We start from the raw sequence: 15,592 nt of genomic DNA on the forward strand, positions 1-15,592 counted from the left end.
AGGGAATTTTATTAATATAGCTTTTCAGGAGGAAATTATGAAACAATCACAATCCGGTAAGCAAACACTTGTTATCGGTTTAATGCTATTTGCGCTCTTTTTTGGAGCTGGAAATATGATTTTCCCACCAGCATTGGGACAACAGGCCGGAGTCCATACTTGGACAGCCATTTTAGGATTTTTAATTACCGGAGTTGGTCTACCATTCTTAGGAATTGTTGCGATTGCACTATCAGGTAATGACATTCAAACAATCGGAAACAAAGTTCACCCAACATTTGGTCTGATTTTTCCGATTATTTTGTATTTAACAATTGGTCCCTTTTTCGGAATTCCAAGAACGGGGACAGTTTCTTATGAAATCAGTGTTATACCGTTTCTTCCGGAACAATTAATAGATACAAAAACACCTCTATTAATTTATACCATCATCTATTTTGCGATTACGTATTGGTTATCATTAAATCCGAGCAAATTAGTTGACCGAATTGGAAAAATACTGACACCTGCTTTATTAACTATACTTGTTATCCTAACTGGAAAAGCACTGCTCACACCGATGGGAAGTTTTCAAGAGCCACAAGGTGATTATGTAGATGGTGCGTTTTTCAAGGGATTTTTAGAAGGATATTTAACAATGGATACGTTAAGTGCTCTTGTATTTGGTATCGTCGTGATTTCTTCCATTAAAGAGCAGGGAATAAAAGATCGATTTGCCATTACGAAGGTATGTATAAAGGCAGGACTTATCGCAAGCGCAGGGCTTGTGTTTGTTTATGCGTCACTAGCGTTTATCGGTGCTTCAAGCGTATCATCAATAGGATATCTAGACAACGGAGGCGCTATTTTATCCTCAACAGCCAGTGTTTTATTCGGTCCTCTAGGAAAAATAGTGCTGGGACTTGCCATCACATTTGCTTGTTTAACAACAAGTGTGGGCTTGATATCTGCTTGCGGAAACTATCTATCAAAGGCGTTTCCAAAATTAAGCTATAAACAAATCGTTCTTATTTTATCTATATTCAGTACATGTGTAGCGAACTTCGGCTTATCACAACTGATTTCTTTGTCAGTTCCATTGTTAACAGCTCTCTATCCTTTAGCGATTGTTTTGATTCTGTTATCATTTTTAGAGTATGTACTACCAGCAAAATCAATTGTATACATCATTAGTTTAAGTATCACGGCCGTTTTCAGTATCATTGATGGATTGAAGGCAGCTGGTGTGAATGTGGATGGATTGAATTTAGATTTTATCCCGTTATTTACGATTGGAATTGGTTGGTTTGTACCTGCGGTTATTGGTATAGTAGTCGGGTATGTGATTAGTATGGTAAATAGAGCTTAGCCCTGGGAGGATTTCTTTCAGGGTTTTTGGTGTTTTGTTGCATTTAAAAACTTAGTCCGTTGCATTGCGCTCCAGACACAAGATTCGCCGGGGAGGAATTCGAGCTTCCTCGGCTTCGCCTGCGGGGTCTCGACCTTTCCTCTACTTCCCGCAGGAGTCAAGTGTCTTCCGCTCCAGTCCACTATTAGCTTTAAAAATATTAAAACCGAACAGCCCTTTATTTATATTTATTTAATAGAAGCTAATATCTGTGAATACACTTTATTAGGGATCTACTTTAAGGAGCTGAGAACTATTCGGTACATTCGATTAAAGGCCGCTATTAATGAAGAGCAAATACATAATCGTCTTCTTTATCAGCCTGAGATTATGGAGCTTCATTTAACAGAAAAAAACCTGTATCATCCTCATGAAATCGTTGATTATATTCGTCTGTTAAAAGCAAGAGGAATTCGCGTCTACCTTCATCATCCAATGAAACACCACGGTCGGTATTTAGATATTATTAGCTCCAGTCCGGAGATGCGCCAATTTTATAATTGGTCCAGTGAACTTATTGCATCTATTTGTAAGCAGGAAAACATCAAATGTATTATTCATTGTCATTACTCAGATTCTGATAGCTCCAGATTCGCGGATAAAGGAAAGCGGTATGAAACAAGAAAACGTATTGAGGAAATTCTCCATATTTGTGATCAATCATTTTTATGGGAGGATACAACAGAAGGAATTTTTTCAGCACAGAATCCACATCTGCTTGATGAAATTGTCCGTCCCCTTCATTTGCCTTTAAATATTGATATCAGCCATACCTTTATTGCGTTAAAAGGAAATAATCGAGCGTTGGAGCAACATCTGAAAACATATGCTTCATACGCTGACTACTTTCACCTTGTTGACTCACTTGGTATAGAGCATGATTCATTGCCACTCGGAAAAGGAAACATCAACTGGGCAATGGTGAAGCCTTTCATTGGTGACAAAGATTTTATTTTTGAGATTGATTTAAGTGAAAGTCAATTTCTGGACTGTCGATTGATGATTGAAAGTGCTGAGTATTTTAGTAGAATTTAAGAAAAACAGCAGCAAAACACAATATGCTGCTGTTTTTCTTGTATCCCCCATCCAACCTTAACCAACAAAGTAAAAACCCCTGCAGATCTCTCCGCAAGGGCTTTAACTCAACAACTTCCGTATCTCATGCTCAGGCAATGGCTTTCTAAAAAAGAACCCTTGTCCCAGTTTACAGTTATTTTTCAATAAAAAGTCTACTTGTTTCTTTTCCTCAATCCCCTCGGCAATGACGGTGAAATTCATAATATGTCCCATATCAATGATGGCTTTTGCAATTGAGCCATTGTGAATTGGGTCCAGAATATCATCGACGAATGACTTATCAACTTTGATTTTATCAATCGGCAGATGCTTTAAATAGCTTAATGAGGAGTAACCTTTGCCAAAATCATCAATTGCGATTTTGACTCCAAGTTGTTTTAGCTCTTTCAATATGACAATCGAGTGATTGATATTTTGCATAATGCTTTCCGTAATTTCAAGCTCAAACATGTTGGGATCGACATTATATTCTTCCAATACCTGCTTCACACTGCTGACAAATTCCTGTGCCTGCATTTGACGTACGGAAATATTAACAGCCATCTTGATTGATCCATGACCATGTTGTTTCCATTGATTATGATCTTTACATACTTGTTGTAAAATCCATTTTCCAATTTGAATAATCAATCCTGTTTCTTCAGCAATCGGAATAAATTCCACCGGAGAAATTGAACCAAGTTTTGGATGCTCCCAACGAATTAAGGCCTCCACTCCAATAATGGTACCTGTTTCCAGTTCAAACTGAGGCTGGTACACCATGTTAAACTGATTTGTATCAAGTGCTTTTCTCAGTCCAACCTCAAGGACCATTTTTCTTGTTGATTGGGTGTTAAGACCCTCATTATAGTATTGATAATTATTTTTTCCACGCTCTTTTGCCAAATACATAGCGGTATCCGCATTTTTAATCAACGTTTCCTGATCTTTTCCATCATAAGGATAAAGACTAATACCGATGCTGGCTGTCACAAAAACTTCTTCACAATGAACAAAGAACGGGCGAGAAAAGTCATCAATTATTTGCTGAGCAATTTTTTCGATTTCGTCCTTTTTCATTCCCTCTAAAAGGATTAAGAATTCATCTCCCCCTTGCCGGGAAACAAGACCATCACTTTTCACTGTATTACGTATGCGATCTGCAACATCCTTTAATAAAAGATCTCCAGTTGAATGTCCTTTTGTATCATTAATCACCTTAAAACGATCCAAATCTAAAAATAAGACAGCAAGCTCTTGGTTTTCACCATTTGTTGTTAAACTGTTGATTAAATGCTCTTTGAACATGTTCCGATTAGGAAGATTTGTAACAGAATCATAATAGGCCATATTGTGGATCAATTGCTGAGCTTTTTTTCGTTCGGTTATATCTCGGCCGACTACAAGCTTTGCGATTCTTCCTTCGTACAATATTTTCATAAGAGAAACTTCTGCATCAATCACATCACCATTTGATAATAAAAGCTGACATTCGAAGTAATTTTTTTCAATATTATTGTCATTGTCATCCATCTCCTGAACTATGTCCTTAATGCTTCTCACATTCTCTGTAGAGACAAATTCCAGTACATGTCGCCCAATAATATCAGACGTGCCAAAAAGCTCATTTCCCGCTTTATTAATAAACACAAACTTCCAATCCCTAATAACAGCGATAATATCAGGAGACATTTCTACTAATCCCCGGTAACGCTCCTCCCGCTCCATTTGCTCTGTTACATCAAATAATACACTTGTAAAATCGACAAAGTCCCCTTTTTCATCATAAGCCGGAATACCCCGATCGCGAATCCAGCGTACCTTTCCATCCGGCCGAACAATACGATAAAAGCTCGTGACAGGCTCCTTCTTAGTCAATAGCTGCAACCGCTCTTCAATAACCTTCTGATCCTCCGGAAGAACAACCTTTCTCCATAAAAGCTGATCACGATAAAATTCTTCCAGGGAATGCCCATACAATTTTTCAATCCCTGGTGTAATCATTAAATGATCTTTTTTCATATCATGCGACCATATTGCGACATCTAGTGAATCAAAAATATATCTTAACCGTTCATTACTATGTTTGAGTTCTTTCGTCGTTTTGTTCATCACATAACTAAGAATTAAGATGAAAACAACCGTTACAAAGGAGATGGTAATATGTAGTATTGAAAAAGCAATATGTTTAATAGGAAGGAAAAAATCTGCAACTAAAACGAATATCTCAACTAAAACAAATATGCTGATCAACAACCACTTTATTTTCAGCAAAAACATTTGAAACCACCTCCCCTTTCTTTTAAAACAAAATTTAATAATAGCATATTATCTCCCATTATACATGATGCTATGTCAAAATCGAGGACAACTGAACAAAAGCGCAAGCGCCTTGATCAGTCCCGACAAGCATAAGACGATTTAGAATAGAAGGCGTTCTTTGCCTTCAATTCTAAATTGGCTAGACCATAGAGGGGCTAGGCGCTGGAGCTGGATGTCGCGCGCTTATCCACAGTTCATAGAAATTTATAATTTCCTACACAACTAGGAAAGCAGTCTCCTTTTTTGTATACTATTTTAGTAGAAAAGATTGACAAGGTTAGACACAAAACTACATGAAGCAGTTTCAACTTCTTTAAAAATTGAAGCAATTAAAATAGTCATTTTTTCGCGAACCAACGCTTATAATGGAAACATGCCTATTAAGGGACATGTACATTTGTGAAAATGCAAACAAGGTTAGTCAAGATGAAAACAAGCAGCCGTAATGCTGAACGATATGAAAACATGATGTAATTTAAAAGGAGGATCACAATATGAATCTCATCGATGTTCAACCAGTCAAATTTAGCTTTTTTGAAAAACCGCCAGCTTCATCTATGAATCAAGCGTTTGTTTATACAAATGAACAAAACAACTATCAAGTTGTTAAAAATGGTGACCGCTTAAGCCGCAGTGATCTTCGTGCCGGAAAATACACGAAGGTGTACATTGTTAACATGGCAACACAGAGTTTTCAATGTGAAGAAGAGTATCCTTCATTAGATAGAGGCCGTGACTTTTTGATTGATCTTTCCATTGATTACAAAGTGGTTGATCCGATCTCCCTTGTTCAACAAGGTGCAGGTGAAATTGTAACATATATTAAAAAGAAGCTTCCTTACTGGCTTGAGGAAATCACAACCGATTACTCGATCTCAGATTCCAAGAGGGTGAAAAAGCATATTGAGGATCTGCATGAACACTCTTCCATGGTAGCCGGTTTAAAGCAGGTTGGGGTTGTGATTTCTGATATTAATGTTCTCGTCAAACAAAGTCAACGGGATCAAGAGCATGACAAACAATATTGGAAGCAGGATCAAGATAGTGAGCTTAGATTGCACGAAAAAGAAATTAAAATGCGTGAGGCCCGCTTTGTTGCAGGCGAAATTCAAAGAGAGATCGAAAAAGGAAATCTTCTTAATGCCCTTTTCATTGCTGAAGATAATAAAGCTGCATTAGAAGTTGTCCAAACCCGCATTCATAATGAAGAAGCGTTCAGGCTTGAGGTACAACACCAGGTGAAAAACCTGATGATGGACCCTACTGTTGATAAAGTCGAAATCGATAGGCAAGTAGAAAAAATCAAAACTTATTTTCCTTATGAATTTAGTGGCGGAGACAACCAGACCCGCCTTTCAATGAGAACGCCTGAAGAGGATCAGCTGGATGATTTACGTGATCGCTATCAATCGGCTAAAGGGGAGTAACGAGAGTGGAAACCATACTTCAGCAACTATACTGGCTGTGGGTACCACTTGCTCTGCTACCCATTTGGCTCAGAATTGCTATTTTTACGTTTACCGTCATCATTCTCATGCGGCCTATTCTTTTTCATTTAGCACCAAGGCTCATCCATTGGGGCAGTATTTTACTGCATAAAGCCGTTTATTACTTGTCCTATCCGGTAATGGTGTTATTTCATAGAATGCTGACCAAAAGGAGAAAACAAGGGGACTACTCGATTCCTTCCTGGATCGAAGGAGTTGAAGAACTTTTTGCTTTTCTCTTAAAAACATCCAGCAAAACAGAAGGTCTCACAAAAAAGCGTACGCGAAACAAAGCCAAATGGAAAAGGACATTCCGTCTTGTTGGATTTGCCCTTGCCATACTATTGCCACTTGCCATCATCAATAACCCGACAAGCTCCTACTCCCAAACGTGGGACCGCTTTGACAAATGGATGACAGAAGAAAAAGTCCAAAACGACCTAGGCTTTGACATTAAAAACTATCAAGGAACTTTTCTAGCAAAAATGGATGAAGTAAGTGCAAAGGTGAATCCAAAGGAATACACCTTAACAGACCAATACAAAACCAGCGGCGGTAACATCCGCGCCAATCCTACGCTAGACGCCAAAATCGTTGCAGCCATCATCAAAGACGAAACCGTCACATACCTCGACGAACAAAAAACCGACAACAGCGGCATCACATGGCTCAAAGTCGAAACAAAAACCGGCAAAACCGGCTGGATCTCCGGAAGAATTGTCCAAGAAAAATAATGTCGCACGGTGGTTGGCTGGGTTTGGGTCGGGGGGACAGGTTCCTTGTCCCAACCGCCTGGGCTAAGTGCAATACAACCGAAGTTTAACCCTAACAATAAACCTTTCCAGGTACATTGTTAGGGTTTTTTCTTTGTCTTTCGGTCAGGGGGGTGCACCTCAGTTCCTTGTCCCAGATGGGACGAGAAACCTGTCCCCCTGGTCCGAAATTTTTTTCATTTTCACGCTACTCTCCTCCCCTTTTTTTATATATAAAGGGCGAAAGGAGGTGATCAGCATGGCAAGTCAAGTTATCCTTGATTCACAATTAAGTCTTGTGTTCGACATGGGCATGGACGAAGATGGCAAAGTTATTTTAAAGCGTAAAAATTACAACAATGTGAAAACAACTGCAACACCTGATGAGTTGCTTCAGGTTGCTCAAGCCCTAGCTAGCTTACAAACTGAAACACTTTCATCTATCGAGCGAAACGACTCTAACCAAATTAACCCTTAATCGCATGAGCGTTTGGGACTTGAAAGAAAGGAGGTGACCACATGGCAAAAACATTAGAGCTTCAATTTTTAAACACAGATGGAAAAACAGTCAAGCTTAACGTTGACTCTCCTATCGAACCTGTTGATTCGGCTGCAATCAATGCAGCAATGGATGACATCTTAGCGAGCAATATCTTCTTCACAACCGGTGGCGAATTTGTAGCTAAGAAAGGTGCGCGTATCGTTGAGCGTAATGTAACAGATGTTGGACTTGCTTAAACCAATTGAGGGCTGACGAGGTATCTTTCTTCTTGTCAGCTCTTTGTCGTTTATACTTTTATCCTAAACGAAATGGGGTGAAAAAATGGATCAATGGTTATCGGTTATTAGCGAGCTTGGCTTTCCTATTGTGGTGACACTTTATTTGCTCAATAGGATCGAAAGCAAGCTTGATACGCTAAATCATTCCATTCAGATGCTGCCAACGCAGTTAGGGAAAAATTAATCAGATAGTACTAAGGAGAATCGCATGGGGCGGTTCTCCTTTTTTGAATAGACGAAAAATTGGGTCAAGGAACCTGTCCCCCTGACCCACAATATGCTAATATAATAAAAGTGCATAACTTTGAATAGTATTTAATGAAGAATAAAATAATGAGGGGTGTTTGGATGAACCTGATTGAGAGTATGATTAATGGGACGAATACATTATTGTGGTCTTATGTATTAATTATTATGTTAATAGGATTAGGGCTGTATTTTACGTTTAGGACAAAGTTTGTTCAGTTTCGCTTATTTGGTGAAATGGTTCGTTTATTAGGGGAAGGTGCAAGGGCTGATAAAAAAGGTGTGTCATCCTTCCAGGCATTTTGTATTAGTACAGCTTCCCGTGTTGGTACAGGGAACTTAGCCGGTGTTGCGATTGCGATTACAACGGGTGGACCCGGAGCTGTATTTTGGATGTGGCTTATCGCACTTATCGGATCTGCTTCTGCGTTTGTAGAAAGTACATTAGCACAAATTTATAAAGTAAAAGATGGCGACACATTCCGTGGTGGTCCTGCTTACTACATGGAAAAAGCGTTAAATGCCCGCTGGATGGGTGTGACGTTTGCGGTGTTAATTACGCTTACCTTCGGATTAGCCTTTAACTCTGTTCAAGCCAATACGATCACGAGTGCTTTTCACTCATCATTCGGGATTAACAAAGTTTTAATTGCGGTTATTTTATCGATCATTACCGCTATCATTATTTTCGGCGGAATCAAAAGAATCGCAAGAGTATCAGAGATTATTGTGCCAGTTATGGCTGGAGCTTATATTTTAATTGCACTTTTCATTATGATTATTAATATTACAGAAATTCCTAGTGTATTTGTTTTAATCTTCGAAAGTGCCTTTGGATTGCAGGAAGCTGCTGGTGGTGCATTAGGTGCTGCGATGATGAATGGAATTAAACGAGGATTGTTTTCAAATGAGGCAGGAATGGGTAGTGCGCCAAACGCTGCTGCTACAGCTGATGTTAGCCACCCTGTTAAACAAGGTCTTATCCAATCTCTTGGTGTCTTCGTTGATACCCTGATTATTTGTAGTTCCACTGCGTTTATCATTTTGCTAAGCGGATTATATACTTCACCAGAATCAGACGGTATTGTGTTAACTCAACAAGCACTTGAAACATCAATGGGAACATGGGCTGGTATTTTCTTATCAATTATCGTGCTTATGTTTGCCTTCAGTTCCATTGTAGGAAACTATTATTACGGTGAATCAAATATTGAATTCATCAACAACAATAAATTATTCCTTAACATCTATCGTGTTGCTGTAGTAGCAATGGTTGCATTCGGTTCTTTAGCTTCATTAAGTTTTGTATGGAGTCTAGCTGACTTGTTCATGGGACTAATGGCCATTATCAACCTAATCGCGATTACGCTTCTCGGTAAAATCGCCTTTTCTGCTCTATCAGACTATACGAAGCAACGTGCAGCCGGAAAGAACCCTACTTTTACGGCAGATTCAATTGAAGGGTTGAAAAATGTTGAGGCTTGGGGCAAGGCTTCAGAAGAATAAAGGATTAATAACAAGGCTGACTCATCATGGGTCAGCCTGTTTGTTACGCTTATACAAAATGAAGTTGTTTTTTCTCAGCTCTGGTTTGGGATTCCTTTAAGTGAATATATACTTCCTCACCAATAGAAAACATGGCATCAAGGTCTTGGTGGATCACCCACTGCTCATCTTCTATTGTAACCGTATAGTGAATTTCTTTTCCTTGATACTGCACATTCGTAATAACTCCTTTTATACCATCTTCTCTAAACGAGATTTCAAGCTGTTCCGGACGGGCAGGAAAAATGTTTTTCCCTCTTAATTCTGATGTTGCAGACGTTCCATCCCATTTAATTGCATGCTGGTGGAAAGGATAAAATTCGGTCCCTTCCCATTTACCCTGGATTAAGTTCGCTTTTCCAACAAAGGAGGCAACAAATGGTGATGTTGGCGAGCTGTAAATTTCCTTTGGCGCGCCTACTTGTTCTATTTTTCCTTTATTCATGACAACAATTTTATCGGCCATTGCCAGTGCCTCACTTTGGTCATGAGTAACATACACAATCGAAGCACCCGTCAGATGGTGCAGTTGCTGAATCTCTTTTCGCATCGACATGCGCAATTCAGCATCTAAACTACTTAGCGGTTCATCCATTAACAATAAAGCCGGTTTTGGAGCAATCGCACGCGCTAATGCTACCCTCTGTTTTTGACCTCCAGATAGTTCACTCGGCATTCGTTCTCCCAGATGATGCATATCTACCATCTTTAATACTTCATCGACTCTAATATCAATGCCCTTTTTAAGATCCTCACTTAAAAATTGATGATGCTTCAACGGAAAACGAATATGGTCCCTTACATTCATATGCGGCCACAAAGCAAAGGATTGAAACACCATTCCAATGTTACGTTTTTCCGGTGGCAAGAAAGATGTTTCGTTAGCGACTACTTGATTTTTCATTAATACTTGACCTGAAGTTGGAGAATCAAAACCGGCTAATAAGCGTAGTAATGTCGTTTTTCCGCAGCCTGATGGACCAAGTATCGCAACAAACTCTCCTTCGTTAATATCAAGATTGATTTGCTGCAGTGCCCGAAATGAACCAAATTTTTTCTCTACATTCTTAATTTGAGTGGTCATGGTACAGCACCCTCCGATCCCATAACTTTTGCAAAATAGCTAACATAAAAAAGGCTAACAAAATGAACAGAACGACTATACAAGAAAAGGCAGTGGAATAGGTTGAATACCCGGCTTGTTCAAAATTAAAAATAACAAGCCCTATCGTTTCCGTTCCACTAGACCATAGCAGCGATGATACCGTTAGTTCAGTAAGTGCTGTTAAAAAGACGAGTAACGCACCACTGATGACGCCGGGGATAATCAACGGTAACAAGATTTGCTTCCATTTATAAAATCCATTAGATCCGCTCACTCTGGCCGCCTCCTCTATCGAAGGATCCACCTGCATGAACGCCGTAATGCTTCCCCTAACCTGTAAGATTAAAAAACGAGTGACATAGGCAATTAATAAAATCATAATTGTCCCGTATATCCCCGGATTCCAACCCGAAATTGGTTCCATCCAGGCAAAAATCATCGCTAACGCTAAAACTGTACCAGGCAATGCATATGGAATGCCGATGATCATCTCTAAACTCTTTGACAAGATAGAAGGTTTTTTTGTTCTTATATAAGCAATACCCGTACCTGCTACCAAACAAAAAATAGTGGTAATGATCGCTAAATTCACACTGTTCTTCAAGGAAGTGATCGCTTTTTGATTCTCAAGCAACACAAATTGATAGTTTTTTAAACTTATATTTTCAGGTGTAAAGGGCAACCCATACGCTTTAATGAAAGAAGCAGAAAGCATTGAGATAAGCGGAACCATTGTTGTTAGCAACAGAAAACTCCATAAAAGCAGTTCAATCGTCAGACGTTTTCTTTTCGAAAATAGAAATCTTGGTTCTTTATCCTCAACAGCTGTTTCATTGTTTTTAGATTTCTTTAAGAGCAGCCACTGAATAAACGTACCTGTTAATGCAATGATTCCTAAAATGACAGATAAGGTTGCCGCTCTTTCAAAGGAATTTGGTCCTAACCCTACGATTTGCTCATAAATATATGTACTTAGCACTCTTATATTACCTGGTATCCCAAGAAACGCAGGAATACCAAAGTTATCTAAGCTCGCAATAAAAGCCAGAAATCCTCCACTTGCAATCCCTGGTAACGCAAGAGGAAGAGTAATATTTTTGAAAGACTGCCACTTGCTTGATCCCGAAACCCTTGCCGCATATTCAAGATCACGGGGAATTTTTCTCAGAACCCCCACCGTTAATAAGTAAACCAGAGGATAATGGGATAATCCCATTACGATAATGATTCCCTGTAAACTATACATATTCATCGGCTCTAAAGATCCGGGAAGCAGACTTAATAGATGAGCGAAAAATCCGTTTTTACTCATAAATTGAGTCCATGCTAATGTTGTAATATAGGAAGGGATAATAAAAGGTAAAAAAATGAATAATTGAATCAGCTTTTTTTGTCTAATATTTGTGTACGCAACAACCCAAGCTGTCATAATCCCTAAGATAATCGCGATAATAGACGAACCCACCACAACATATAACGTATTTTTTATCGTTTTCCATGTAGAACGATCTTGAAGCACAGATGTATAGTTTTCGAATGTAAACCCGCCTTCTGAAGAAAAACTTAAGAAGACCAGTCTGAATATTGGTAGTACAAAAAAGATTACAACAAATAGTACACCAATTAAAAACCACCATTTATTCTGGTGATGAACACGATGAACAAAACTTTGCAACATGAAGGATTTCTCTCCTTACCTTTTAAAAAGGAAATAAGGCTATCTCAATTTTAAAGCATTGGATTAGCCTTATGATTTCCAAGCCATTATTGTCCAAAAATTGTTTCAAATTCCTTCTTATCATCTTCTTTTGCTTGATAAAGTTCACTAATATCAGCATCAATCACGTTCATTTCGTCAATCGTCTGCAAGCCTTCCGGAGCGTCAACACCTTTGCGAATTGGTGTATAGCCTATTTCCGCTGCTAATTTTTGACCATCTTCTGATAAAACAAAATCAACAAATGCCTTTGCTGCTGCTTCATTTTCAGCGTCCTTCATAATACCGATTGGCTCAGTGATGACAGGTACTCCTTCTTTTGGATAAATTAATTCAACTGGAGATCCTTCTGCTTTTGCTCGGGCTACGATAAAATCGACAACCATACCATATGATTTTTCACCATCTGCAACAGCTTGAAGAACAGCTCCATTTCCTTTTGTCACCGTCATTTCATTTTCTTTTAAACTCTTAAAGTAATCCCATCCAAATGCTTCATTTCGTGTAAATACACCTAAATTATAGGCTGCAGCACCTGAATAAAATGGGCTTGGCATAATGGTTTTATCCTTGGCACTCTCATCTAGCAGGACATTCCATGAGTCAGGCATTTCCTCTACATTTGCTGTGTTTGCTACTAATGCTGTAGCCATAACCTTTGTCCCGGCATACATGCCGTCAGGATCTACTAGATTAGATGGTATTTCACTGAGTTCCTCTGACTTATATTCAAGTAGCAGATCCTCTTCCTTCAAGTCCTCAAAGGTGACAGAGTCTGCCACTAGTAATACATCCGCTTGAACATCTCCTGCTTTCTGCTCAGCTTTAATTTTACTAATAACCTCTTCTGTCCCTGATCGATATGTCTGGACATTTACATCAGGATATTTTTCAGTGAATGCATCTACTAACTTCTGAGCATCCTCATCCGGCTGTGATGTATAAAACGATAAATCTCCTTCAATTCCGGTTGAACTGCCATTATTTGAACTGCTTTCTTCACTCCCGCAGCCAACAAGTGCAAGGGATGCAAGAGTTAATAGAAATCCACCTTTTACTAGATTCATGTTTTTTCCTCCTAAATTTTTCAACATCGTCTCAAAACTTTTAAATTAAGTTTAATAGATTGATGTTAAGCGACATTATAGGCAGGGTTAATGTTTTGATAATTTTATGTAAAGAAATGATTAACATTTAACGATCCTCTATCTTTTAAGCTAGTGATTTTGGGCAAAAAAAAGAACACGGTATCTTCACCATGCCCTTTTAAAATATTCCCAAAAATTTCTTGCGTCGAACTTCTTGAGGTGGTTGACGATAAATTGTGTTACCTTCAACTACCAGCTCCGCATTTTCCTGGAACATATAGACTAAATCACGTCCAAATTCTTTACCGATCTCATCATAAGCTTCGCGCAATCGGAAGGATCTTCCTGATAGATTATGTGCATCTGATGCGATAAAATGCGCTTGATTTGATTCAATTAACTGAAGAGAAAACTTCTTTATTTTCTTGCCAAAATGTCCAGTGACACTCGATGCCGTTACCTGTGTTGCAGCACCTTGTTCAACTAGCTTAAATAAAATCGAAGGATTCTCGATAATCTCCGAATTCCGTTCAGGATGAACGATGATTGGAGAAAGTCCTGCTAGCTGAATATCAAATAATAGCTTTTTTGTATATCTCGGAACGTGATTTGACGGAAATTCAATAAAAAGATATTTTGAGTGATTAAGAGTCAAGATCTCGCCCTTATCATAATCCTCCAAAAGATCTCCATAAATTCGTGACTCCTGGCCAGGTAATATTTCAATAGGAAGATTGTGTTCCTTAATCGTCTTATTCAACTCTACAACTTTATCTTTAATAGACGAAGCAATATTGTCGTACTTTCCATTTTTATGATGTGGTGTTGCAATAATCTTCGTAATCCCCTCATTCACCGCATGCTTAATCATATTCAACGAAGCATCCAGATCCTGAGCACCATCATCAATTCCGTCGAGAATATGGCAATGGATATCTATCATGTCATTCCCTACCTTTCTACTTAACAGAAAAACATCAATACTCCTATTATCATACAATCAAAGCAGGAAGTCTATATCCAATAACAGGTACATGGGGACAGGTTCCTCGTCCCAGCTGCTTACTGTTGTTCCATCTCTTGCCTACTAAAAGCTTTGTTTGCTCTCCACATAACAAACAACACGGCTTCCCTCAAAGATTCATCAGTCACAAAAACGGAGAATTTTTGCCTAAACACGGTTAATCCAGCTTTTTGTATCACTATCTTTAGGTAGAGATATATCTCTTCCTATAATCCCCTCTTTTTAAGTTGAACGTATGTTGCTCTGCCATTACACATCTCATGTAAATAGCCATATGATCTTTTATAATCATAAGTCAAGAACTTCACTTCCTAGCCCTCTGGATCACACTCTTCGAAATACCTGTCACTCTTGCAATTTGCCTTAGACTAATCCCATTTACAGCTTTAAGCTTAAATAGGACAGAATCCCGTTCCTCCTTACCCATGTGCTGCAACATGTTTATGTTGGACACACCTATTTCAAAAAGGTAACTTTTTACTTCATCATCTGTTAACCGTATTCTTACGGTATCTTCCAAACATCGGTCATCATTTGGTTTTTCCATATAATCCTTGAACAATAAAAGGGCTTGTTTTCTATCTGAAGAGAAAAATTGAAGGGGATAATCTACATCAACAATCGTTGCTTTATGAAAGTACTCATGGATGCTTGTCCATTTGGATTCGAAGATAGTAGGAGATAATCCTGCTTTTAGCGGGTTTTGGTGAATATAACGAAGCACGGTGAGAAAATATCTCATACTATCAATATTTTCGCTTTTAAACCGTTCCTGAAACAAATGACCACAGCGGTCATATTTCATATTGTACCAGTAAACATAGCTTGAACTGATTCGCTTTATCACATTTGAGATATTATCTGACTCCTTTATCAATAGATGAATATGATTGTCCATTAAACAATAACTGAAAAGGTGAAAATGACTCAATTCCTTATACTTCTTTAACACTTGTAAAAACTTCCGCCTATCTTGATCATCTTCAAAAATTGTTTGTCGATTGATGCCTCTGAGCATGATATGATAGATGCCGTTTGGGCTCTTTTTTCTTGCTATTCTTGGGATAGGAATCACCACACTTT

The 15,592-nt window shown here is 38.6% G+C and carries 14 protein-coding genes; 8 read left to right on the forward strand and 6 right to left on the reverse strand.

Translation table 11 applies throughout. The features are described 5' to 3' along the window. Positions 1-37: 37 nt before the first annotated feature. Together brnQ and BK577_RS04620 are read left to right on the forward strand one after the other, a co-directional pair. Positions 38-1,348, forward strand: a complete 1,311-nt coding sequence (brnQ, locus tag BK577_RS04615; protein ID WP_078431865.1) for a branched-chain amino acid transport system II carrier protein — start codon at positions 38-40, stop codon at positions 1,346-1,348. Between the two features lie 369 nt (positions 1,349-1,717). After that, a complete protein-coding gene (locus BK577_RS04620; RefSeq protein WP_078431866.1) occupies positions 1,718-2,422 on the forward strand; it encodes a TIM barrel protein in 705 nt (234 codons plus the stop codon). A 102-nt stretch (positions 2,423-2,524) separates the two neighbouring features. On the opposite strand, the gene BK577_RS04625 is transcribed toward BK577_RS04620, so the two are convergent. Continuing rightward, entirely contained in the window at positions 2,525-4,723 is a 2,199-nt protein-coding gene (locus BK577_RS04625; protein ID WP_078431867.1) for a sensor domain-containing protein, read from the reverse strand. 536 nt (positions 4,724-5,259) lie between these two features. On the opposite strand from BK577_RS04625, the gene BK577_RS04630 reads away from it, so the two are divergent. From BK577_RS04630 to BK577_RS04655, 6 genes are all read left to right on the forward strand, one after another. Then, positions 5,260-6,192, forward strand: a complete 933-nt coding sequence (locus BK577_RS04630) for a hypothetical protein (RefSeq protein ID WP_078431868.1) — start codon at positions 5,260-5,262, stop codon at positions 6,190-6,192. A gap of 5 nt (positions 6,193-6,197) precedes the next feature. Beyond that, entirely contained in the window at positions 6,198-6,986 is a 789-nt protein-coding gene (locus tag BK577_RS04635; RefSeq protein ID WP_078431869.1) for an SH3 domain-containing protein, read from the forward strand. A gap of 277 nt (positions 6,987-7,263) precedes the next feature. Beyond that, a complete protein-coding gene (locus tag BK577_RS04640) occupies positions 7,264-7,482 on the forward strand; it encodes a DUF1659 domain-containing protein (RefSeq protein WP_078431870.1) in 219 nt (72 codons plus the stop codon). Between the two features lie 41 nt (positions 7,483-7,523). Beyond that, positions 7,524-7,742: a DUF2922 domain-containing protein gene (locus tag BK577_RS04645; protein ID WP_078431871.1), complete on the forward strand. Its 219-nt coding sequence runs from the start codon at positions 7,524-7,526 to the stop codon at positions 7,740-7,742. Between the two features lie 85 nt (positions 7,743-7,827). Beyond that, on the forward strand, positions 7,828-7,968 hold the full coding sequence (locus tag BK577_RS04650; protein ID WP_026560949.1) for a YvrJ family protein: 141 nt from the start codon (positions 7,828-7,830) through the stop codon (positions 7,966-7,968). 164 nt (positions 7,969-8,132) lie between these two features. Continuing rightward, positions 8,133-9,536: an alanine/glycine:cation symporter family protein gene (locus tag BK577_RS04655; protein WP_078431872.1), complete on the forward strand. Its 1,404-nt coding sequence runs from the start codon at positions 8,133-8,135 to the stop codon at positions 9,534-9,536. Between the two features lie 49 nt (positions 9,537-9,585). On the opposite strand, the gene BK577_RS04660 is transcribed toward BK577_RS04655, so the two are convergent. From BK577_RS04660 to BK577_RS04680, 5 genes are all read right to left on the reverse strand, one after another. Beyond that, on the reverse strand, positions 9,586-10,659 hold the full coding sequence (locus tag BK577_RS04660) for an ABC transporter ATP-binding protein (protein WP_078431873.1): 1,074 nt from the start codon (positions 10,657-10,659) through the stop codon (positions 9,586-9,588). Beyond that, on the reverse strand, positions 10,643-12,358 hold the full coding sequence (locus BK577_RS04665; protein WP_078431874.1) for an ABC transporter permease: 1,716 nt from the start codon (positions 12,356-12,358) through the stop codon (positions 10,643-10,645). The genes BK577_RS04660 and BK577_RS04665 overlap by 17 nt, the downstream gene beginning before the upstream one ends. A gap of 86 nt (positions 12,359-12,444) precedes the next feature. Beyond that, positions 12,445-13,464, reverse strand: a complete 1,020-nt coding sequence (locus BK577_RS04670; RefSeq protein ID WP_078431875.1) for an ABC transporter substrate-binding protein — start codon at positions 13,462-13,464, stop codon at positions 12,445-12,447. 199 nt (positions 13,465-13,663) lie between these two features. Next, on the reverse strand, positions 13,664-14,428 hold the full coding sequence (locus BK577_RS04675) for a tyrosine-protein phosphatase (protein WP_078431876.1): 765 nt from the start codon (positions 14,426-14,428) through the stop codon (positions 13,664-13,666). Between the two features lie 385 nt (positions 14,429-14,813). Further along, positions 14,814-15,587 carry a transposase gene (locus tag BK577_RS04680; RefSeq protein WP_342743268.1) on the reverse strand — a complete coding sequence of 258 codons (774 nt, stop codon included), beginning with the start codon at positions 15,585-15,587 and terminating at the stop codon, positions 14,814-14,816. Positions 15,588-15,592 lie beyond the last annotated feature (5 nt).

Source organism: Metabacillus halosaccharovorans (genome assembly GCF_002019635.1).
GTDB classification, from domain to species: Bacteria; Bacillota; Bacilli; order Bacillales; family Bacillaceae; genus Metabacillus; species Metabacillus halosaccharovorans.

Coding starts and splice junctions, on each gene's coding strand:
- BK577_RS04620 (WP_078431866.1), top strand. CDS start 1,718: ATGGAGCTTCATTTAACAGAAAAAAACCTGTATCATCCTCATGAAATC.
- BK577_RS04660 (WP_078431873.1), bottom strand. CDS start 10,659: ATGACCACTCAAATTAAGAATGTAGAGAAAAAATTTGGTTCATTTCGG.
- BK577_RS04630 (WP_078431868.1), top strand. CDS start 5,260: ATGAATCTCATCGATGTTCAACCAGTCAAATTTAGCTTTTTTGAAAAA.
- BK577_RS04670 (WP_078431875.1), bottom strand. CDS start 13,464: ATGAATCTAGTAAAAGGTGGATTTCTATTAACTCTTGCATCCCTTGCA.
- BK577_RS04625 (WP_078431867.1), bottom strand. CDS start 4,723: ATGTTTTTGCTGAAAATAAAGTGGTTGTTGATCAGCATATTTGTTTTA.
- brnQ (WP_078431865.1), top strand. CDS start 38: ATGAAACAATCACAATCCGGTAAGCAAACACTTGTTATCGGTTTAATG.
- BK577_RS04665 (WP_078431874.1), bottom strand. CDS start 12,358: ATGTTGCAAAGTTTTGTTCATCGTGTTCATCACCAGAATAAATGGTGG.
- BK577_RS04650 (WP_026560949.1), top strand. CDS start 7,828: ATGGATCAATGGTTATCGGTTATTAGCGAGCTTGGCTTTCCTATTGTG.
- BK577_RS04675 (WP_078431876.1), bottom strand. CDS start 14,428: ATGATAGATATCCATTGCCATATTCTCGACGGAATTGATGATGGTGCT.
- BK577_RS04640 (WP_078431870.1), top strand. CDS start 7,264: ATGGCAAGTCAAGTTATCCTTGATTCACAATTAAGTCTTGTGTTCGAC.
- BK577_RS04655 (WP_078431872.1), top strand. CDS start 8,133: ATGAACCTGATTGAGAGTATGATTAATGGGACGAATACATTATTGTGG.
- BK577_RS04645 (WP_078431871.1), top strand. CDS start 7,524: ATGGCAAAAACATTAGAGCTTCAATTTTTAAACACAGATGGAAAAACA.